The sequence below is a fragment of the Elstera litoralis genome (assembly GCF_000963705.1).
Taxonomy (GTDB): Bacteria; Pseudomonadota; Alphaproteobacteria; order Elsterales; family Elsteraceae; genus Elstera; species Elstera litoralis.
In genome coordinates, this window is sequence record NZ_LAJY01000494.1 from 1 (window position 1) to 1,368 (window position 1,368).

Here is a 1,368-nt window from a genome sequence, read left to right on the forward strand (position 1 = left end):
ACCGGCATAAGGTGCTGTCCCAGAATATTGCGAATTCCGATACGCCCAACTATCGCCCGAGCGATCTTCGCCAACAGAATTTTCTTCAGGCGATGAAGGAGGCCAATTCGCGCCAACCGCTCGCCCTGACCCAACCCAATCATCTTCGCCCCGTCAGCCCGCAGACAACGTTCGCGGTTGATAAGGAGAAGAAGCCTTATGAAACCTCGCTGTCGAAAAACGGCGTGGTGCTCGAAGAGCAGATGATGAAGATGACGCAGAATCAGAGCGACTATACGCTGAATGCGGAACTTTATAACAAATATACGGCCATGTCGAAAATGGTCCTGCGCGGCGGCCAATAACCGCGCGTTTGGGCTTTACGTGATTAGGCGAAGGAAGAGGGGCTAAGCTGATGAATCTTAAAGATGCAATGCAGATTTCCGCCGCCGGGATGCGGGCGCAGGGCCAGCGCCTTCGGGTGATTTCGGAAAACCTCGCCAATGCCGACTCCACGTCCCAAACGCCGGGTGGCGAGCCCTATCGCCGCAAGATCATGACGTTCAAGAACGTGCTCGATCGGTCGATCAATGCCGACATGGTGCGCGTCAATAAGATCATGCCGGACAGTAAAGATTTCGAGCTGAAGTACGATCCCAGCCATCCGGCCGCCAATGCTGAAGGCTATGTGCTGCGCCCGAACGTGAATTCGCTGGTCGAAATTTCCGATATGCGCGAAGCCCAACGCTCCTACGAAGCCAATCTGTCGGTGATCGAAACCTCCAAGGCGATGCTGTCGCGGACCATCGGTCTGCTGCGGACCGCCTAATCCTTTCGCCTCTAAGAGGAATACGCCATGAGCACGACCAATCCAGCTTCCGCCGCCGCCGCCTACGGCAGCACCGTCCGCGCTCTCCCCAGCCTGGAAAGCAGCGCCCGCCCGATGGGGCCGAACTTCTCGGAACTCGTCGAAAAGGCCGGCCGGTCCGCGCTCGATACGATGTACAAGGCCGAAGGCCAAACCGCGAAGGCCGCCGCCGGCCAAGCGCCGGACATTACCGAAGTTGTCACGGCGATTTCCAATGCCGAAGTAACGCTGCAAACGGTTGTCGCCATCCGCGACCGCGTGGTACAGGCTTATAACGAAATCATGCGTATGCCCATCTAACGCCGTTTGCGCGTTTCGGGCTTTTGGTCAAGTTAAGGTCGCCGCACGATGAATGAGGCCAATACTCTCGAAGTCGCGCGGGAAGCCGTGCTGGTCCTGCTTCAGGTGTCGGGGCCGATCATGGTCATTTCGCTCGTGGTCGGCCTCATCATTTCGCTGTTCCAGGCGCTGACCCAGATCCAGGAAATGACGCTGACCTTCGTTCCGAAGATCATCGTGGT

The 1,368-nt window shown here is 57.5% G+C and carries 4 protein-coding genes; all 4 read left to right on the top strand.

The features are described from left to right. Window positions 1-344: flagellar basal body rod protein FlgB (locus tag VZ95_RS25815; protein ID WP_045776802.1), on the top strand; the 344-nt coding region annotated here is incomplete at its 5' end. Window positions 345-394: 50 nt separating this feature from the next. Next, window positions 395-808 carry a flagellar basal body rod protein FlgC gene (gene flgC / locus VZ95_RS16325; RefSeq protein WP_045776803.1) on the top strand — a complete coding sequence of 138 codons (414 nt, stop codon included), beginning with the start codon at window positions 395-397 and terminating at the stop codon, window positions 806-808. A 27-nt stretch (window positions 809-835) separates the two neighbouring features. After that, the gene (fliE, locus tag VZ95_RS16330; protein WP_045776804.1) at window positions 836-1,147 is read left to right on the top strand and encodes a flagellar hook-basal body complex protein FliE; all 312 of its coding nucleotides are present in this window, start codon (window positions 836-838) and stop codon (window positions 1,145-1,147) included. A 48-nt stretch (window positions 1,148-1,195) separates the two neighbouring features. Further along, window positions 1,196-1,368, top strand: a 173-nt coding sequence (locus VZ95_RS28340; protein ID WP_045776805.1) for a flagellar biosynthetic protein FliQ, incomplete at its 3' end; no start/stop codon positions are given.

What these genes read in the sequence shown, in the direction of transcription:
- flgC (WP_045776803.1), top strand. Translation starts at nt 395, where the DNA reads ATGAATCTTAAAGATGCAATGCAGATTTCCGCCGCCGGGATGCGGGCG.
- fliE (WP_045776804.1), top strand. Translation starts at nt 836, where the DNA reads ATGAGCACGACCAATCCAGCTTCCGCCGCCGCCGCCTACGGCAGCACC.